The 5,124-nt window shown below is 45.3% G+C and carries 6 protein-coding genes; all 6 read left to right on the top strand.

What is annotated here, in order from left to right; translation table 11 throughout:
• Positions 1-147: 147 nt before the first annotated feature.
• Complete coding sequence (dksA, locus tag AB4496_RS16325) at positions 148-594, top strand: RNA polymerase-binding protein DksA (protein WP_009847581.1); 447 nt, start codon at positions 148-150, stop codon at positions 592-594.
• A 148-nt stretch (positions 595-742) separates the two neighbouring features.
• Positions 743-1,645 (top strand): tRNA glutamyl-Q(34) synthetase GluQRS, encoded by a 903-nt coding sequence (gene gluQRS, locus AB4496_RS16320; RefSeq protein WP_009847582.1) that lies wholly within the window; start codon positions 743-745, stop codon positions 1,643-1,645.
• Between the two features lie 156 nt (positions 1,646-1,801).
• The gene (pcnB, locus tag AB4496_RS16315) at positions 1,802-3,157 is read left to right on the top strand and encodes a polynucleotide adenylyltransferase PcnB (protein ID WP_009847583.1); all 1,356 of its coding nucleotides are present in this window, start codon (positions 1,802-1,804) and stop codon (positions 3,155-3,157) included.
• A complete protein-coding gene (gene folK / locus AB4496_RS16310; RefSeq protein WP_009847584.1) occupies positions 3,154-3,639 on the top strand; it encodes a 2-amino-4-hydroxy-6-hydroxymethyldihydropteridine diphosphokinase in 486 nt (161 codons plus the stop codon). The genes pcnB and folK overlap by 4 nt, the downstream gene beginning before the upstream one ends.
• Before the next feature lie 22 nt (positions 3,640-3,661).
• The gene (gene panB / locus AB4496_RS16305) at positions 3,662-4,456 is read left to right on the top strand and encodes a 3-methyl-2-oxobutanoate hydroxymethyltransferase (RefSeq protein ID WP_009847585.1); all 795 of its coding nucleotides are present in this window, start codon (positions 3,662-3,664) and stop codon (positions 4,454-4,456) included.
• An 8-nt stretch (positions 4,457-4,464) separates the two neighbouring features.
• On the top strand, positions 4,465-5,124 hold a 660-nt coding region (gene panC, locus AB4496_RS16300; protein ID WP_372131369.1), incomplete at its 3' end, for a pantoate--beta-alanine ligase.

The raw sequence follows: 5,124 nt of genomic DNA, 5'->3' as shown, positions 1-5,124 counted from the left end.
ATCAATAGCTAAGCAAAAATGCTGAACTATTCACATTGATTGCAAGTTTTAACAAGAGTATTTGCCACCATTCGTTCTTTCTGCTATAGATACCCGCCTTAAAATTAGCTGCTTTGCAGTTGACTAGGTGTAAATAGGAGATGCTGTATGCCAGAATCTAAGAAAAAAGCGCTAGGCATCCTAGCCATCGCAGGTGTTGAACCGTACCAAGCAAAGACAGGTGAAGAGTACATGTCACCTGAGCAAACGGAACATTTTACAAAAATTTTATCAGCTTGGCGCAACCAGCTCAGGGAAGAAGTTGATCGTACTGTGCACCACATGCAGGACGAAGCAGCGAATTTTCCAGATCCTGTTGACCGAGCTTCTCAAGAAGAAGAATTCAGCCTAGAGTTACGTAACCGTGACCGTGAGCGCCGTCTTATCAAGAAAATTGAGAAGACACTAGATAAGATCGAAGAAGACGATTTCGGCTTCTGCGACTCTTGCGGTGTCGAGATTGGTATTCGTCGTCTTGAAGCTCGTCCAACTGCTGACCTTTGTATTGACTGTAAAACACTTGCAGAGATCAAAGAGAAACAGATGCAAGGTTAATTCTTGCGGATGTAAAGAAAGGGAGCTTTGGCTCCCTTTTTTGTTTGTTTTAAAAAGTGGTTTATATCGTTGTTGATAGCGATAAACTAATCACCAAACGTCTTAAGAATCGGCTACTGCGGTACCATCAAGATTAGGTTTCTCACTCATGAATTATATCGGACGCTTTGCACCATCACCGTCAGGTCCTCTTCATTTTGGCTCACTGGTTGCTGCTCTTGGTAGCTACTTTCAAGCGAAATCTAACCAAGGACAATGGTTAGTTCGTATGGAAGACCTCGATCCGCCAAGAGAAATGGCTGGCGCTGCAGACCTCATTCTTAAGACGCTTGAGGCTTACCACCTGTATTGGGACGGTGAAGTCGTTTATCAAAGCCAGCGTCATGACCTATATCAAGCTCAAATTGATCAATGGGTCACTGACAATCAGGCCTACTACTGTCAATGTACCCGTAAGCAAATAAAGTCCTTGGGTGGGTTTTATAGTGGCCACTGCCGAGACAAAGGTTTGGTTGATTCAGGCGAACAGGCGGTGCGCTTGTGTATGGACTTTCCCATCGAGTCCTTTGACGATGTTCGTCACGGCACGATTCAAATTCCCAAAGCATTGGCTGAAGAAGATTTTATTATCAAGCGCAGAGATGGGTTGTTTGCCTATAACTTGGCAGTTGTCCTTGATGACATCGAACAAGGGGTAACAGAAGTCGTTAGAGGTGCAGATCTGATAGAACCAACAGGTCGACAAATCAGTTTGTATAAGACGCTCAAGCAAAAAAACGTGAGCTACTTGCACTTACCATTGGCAACCGATGGCTTGGGGAATAAACTGTCAAAACAAAATCATGCCACCGCGATAGATCTCGACAACCCAAAACCGACGTTAATCAATGCGATGCGATTCTTAGGTTTTAATATCCCGAATGCTCTTTTCGAGGCGTCAATAGATGAAATTTTATTGTGGGGCTGCCAGCAATGGAACGTCTATCAGTTACCTGATAGTTTACAAAAAGAGCACAGCAATGAGTTCGAAACTAACGGCAAATCGCAATAACGATACATAAAAATACCGTAACAAATACCTGTGACTAAGCAGACGATGTTCTCAAATGGCTCGCGCTAAGCTATTATTAGCCGCAATTAAACTCTGCACTACCACTTTGGACTAAGAGAAAAACAAAGCTGGCGATACCTACTTTGTTATAAACTAATGAATACAAACGACAATACCCCAAGCGAACAACGCGGATTCCACGAATTAGCTCTGAATATTTATACTCGTCAAGAGCACAATATTTCACGCAAGCAGATCAGCGACAATGCACTTAAAGTGTTATATCGCCTGAATGGTGCGGGTTTTGACGCATTTCTAGTCGGTGGTGGTGTACGCGACATCTTATTGGGCTCTCAGCCAAAAGATTTTGATATCGCGACCAACGCAACGCCAGAGCAAATCAAGCACCTATTCAGAAACTGTCGCCTTATCGGTCGACGTTTTCGCTTGGCACATATCATGTTTGGTCGTGACATCATTGAAGTAGCAACTTTCCGTGGCCACCACCAAGAGCCATCGAAAAACGTTTCTGCGCAATCTGAAGAAGGTATGTTGCTACGCGATAACGTGTACGGCAATGTTGATGAAGATGCAGAACGTCGTGACTTCACAATCAATGCGATGTACTACAACATTGCAGACTATAGCATCCACGATTACGCGGGTGGTGTAGAAGATTTAGAAGATAAGCTGATCCGCCTGATTGGCGATCCAGAAACGCGTTACCGCGAAGACCCAGTACGCATGCTACGTGCAATGCGCTTCGCCGCTAAACTGGATTTTGATATTGAGGAAGATACAGCCGACCCAATTGAAGAGTTAGCACACCTTCTAAAAGATATCCCAGCAGCGCGCCTTTACGAAGAGTCTCTAAAATTACTGCAATCAGGTCACGGTTTAGAAACCTACCACTTGATGCGTGAGTACAACCTGTTCCAGCAGATGTTCCCTTCAGTAGCGGAACACTTCACAGAAGGCTACGACTCACATACCGAGCAGATGCTTGATTTGGTACTCGACTCGACTGACCTTCGCATCGAAGATGGCAAGCGAGTAAACCCCGCGTTTATGTTTGCTGCAATGCTTTGGTACCCAATGAACAAGTTGGCAGACAAGCTTGTCGCTGAACAGGGTATGGCGCACTACGATGCGATCATGGAAGCAAGTAACATCATTCTTGATCGACAAGTAAAATCAATTGCGATTCCTCGTCGCCATACCGCAACCATTCGCGAAGTTTGGCAACTGCAACTACGACTGCCTCGCCGCAACGGTAAACGTGCCGTTCGCCTGATGGAACTCAATAAGTTCCGTGCTGGCTACGATTTCCTAGAAATGCGTGGCGAAATTGAAGGTGGCGAAACCAAAGAACTAGCAAAATGGTGGGAGCGTTATCAGACAGCAGGACGCAATATGCGTCAAGCGATGGCTAATGACGTAGCAGCACCATCAAAGTCGGGTCATCGCCGCCGTAAGACTTACAGGAACAAAAAGAGTAAGCAATCAGAATGATAACGGCTTACATTGCGGTCGGCAGTAATCTTGCCGACCCTGTTAGCCAAGCAAACTTGGCTATCGAAACGCTAAAGAATCTTCCGCGAACAACGTTTGTTGCGACCTCACAGCTATATAGTAGCACTCCAATGGGGCCGCAAAACCAACCCGACTACATCAACGCGGTAGTAGCAATTAAAACAGAATTAACGCCAATTGAACTGCTTGATTGCACTCAAAAGATCGAGCAAGAGCAAGGGCGCGTCCGTAAAGACGAGCGTTGGGGTCCAAGAACCTTGGATCTCGATATCGTGTTATACGGCAATGAGGTGATCGATTCAGAGCGCTTAACCGTTCCTCATTACGGAATGAAAGAAAGAGAGTTTGTGCTCTACCCGCTTGCTGAAATCGCACCAAGTTTACAACTCCCTGATGGGACTGAGCTGACAGAACTACTAAAAATAGTAGATAAGAACGGGCTCAATGTTTGGCAGCAATAGCCAAGCGCATTAAGGAAAATCAATGAAAAAAGTAACCATTAACGACCTAATCAAGTGCAAACAAGAAGGCCGTAAATTCGCGACGTCGACAGCTTATGATGCGAGTTTTGCTCAATTATTCGAAAGCCAAGATATGCCAGTTCTACTTGTCGGTGACTCACTTGGCATGGTTCTACAAGGTCGTAACGATACATTACCAGTAACCGTTGAAGATATTGCTTACCATACTCGCTCAGTGCGTGCCGGTAGCCCAAACTGTCTTCTTATGGCTGACATGCCATTCATGAGTTACGCCACACCAGAGCAAGCCTGTGAGAACGCAGCAACCTTAATGCGCGCTGGTGCGAATATGGTGAAAATCGAAGGCGGAAGCTGGTTGATTGAAACTGTGAAGATGCTAACAGAACGTGCTGTACCAGTATGTGCACACTTAGGCTTAACGCCTCAATCGGTAAACATTTTTGGTGGTTACAAAGTTCAAGGTCGTGACAACGAGCAAGCCGATAAAATGGTTGCTGATGCGCTAGCACTACAAAATGCAGGTGCTCAAATCGTTCTTCTTGAATGTGTACCAGCTTCATTAGCAAAAAGAATTACAGAAGCTTGTGACGTACCGGTTATCGGCATCGGCGCAGGTAATGTTACCGATGGTCAGATCTTGGTTATGCATGACATGTTCGGTATTTCTGCGAACTACATGCCGAAATTCTCTAAGAATTTCCTAGCTGAAACAGGTGATATGCGTAAAGCCGTCGCTCTATACAAAGAAGAAGTAGAGAGCGCACGTTTCCCTGATGATGCTCATACAATCGCTTAGGAGTAACTATGCAAACTTTTGCTGAAATAGCGGCTCTTCGTGAGCAGATTAAACAGTTTAAGCGTGATGGACGTACGGTTGCTTTTGTCCCAACAATGGGAAACCTACATGAAGGTCACCTAACTCTGGTCAAGAAAGCTCGTGAACTGGCTGACATTGTTGTTGTAAGCATTTTTGTTAACCCAATGCAGTTTGATCGCGCCGACGACCTAAATAACTACCCTCGTACGTTAGAAGCCGATTTAAACAAACTAACAGGCGAAGGTGTTGAGTTAGTCTTTACGCCAACACCAGAGGTTATGTACCCAGATGGATTGGACAAACAGACGTTTGTTGAAGTCCCTGGTATATCTCATATGCTTGAAGGTGCCTCTCGCCCAGGTCATTTCCGCGGTGTATCAACAATTGTCACGAAACTGTTTAATATCGTTCAGCCAGACTTTGCATGCTTCGGTGAGAAAGATTTCCAACAACTTGCTGTGATTCGCCAGATGACAACTGACTTAGCGCTAGACATTGAAGTTGTGGGCGTAGCGACTGTTCGTGAAATGGATGGTTTAGCCATGAGCTCTCGCAATAGCAACCTAACGATTGATGAACGTCAGCGAGCTCCAGTTCTAGCGCGCACTATGCGTTGGATCAGCAGTGCTATTCGTGGTGGTCGTGAT

This window comes from Vibrio sp. 10N.222.46.A1 (genome assembly GCF_041473595.1).
GTDB lineage: Bacteria > Pseudomonadota > Gammaproteobacteria > Enterobacterales > Vibrionaceae > Vibrio > Vibrio tasmaniensis_A.
The sequence above is the reverse complement of the archived record's forward strand: the minus strand, read 5'-3'. Positions and strand labels throughout refer to the sequence as shown.

Excerpts from the sequence above, each read along its gene's own strand:
- pcnB (WP_009847583.1), top strand. The coding sequence starts at position 1,802 with ATGAATACAAACGACAATACCCCAAGCGAACAACGCGGATTCCACGAA.
- dksA (WP_009847581.1), top strand. The coding sequence starts at position 148 with ATGCCAGAATCTAAGAAAAAAGCGCTAGGCATCCTAGCCATCGCAGGT.
- panB (WP_009847585.1), top strand. The coding sequence starts at position 3,662 with ATGAAAAAAGTAACCATTAACGACCTAATCAAGTGCAAACAAGAAGGC.
- folK (WP_009847584.1), top strand. The coding sequence starts at position 3,154 with ATGATAACGGCTTACATTGCGGTCGGCAGTAATCTTGCCGACCCTGTT.
- gluQRS (WP_009847582.1), top strand. The coding sequence starts at position 743 with ATGAATTATATCGGACGCTTTGCACCATCACCGTCAGGTCCTCTTCAT.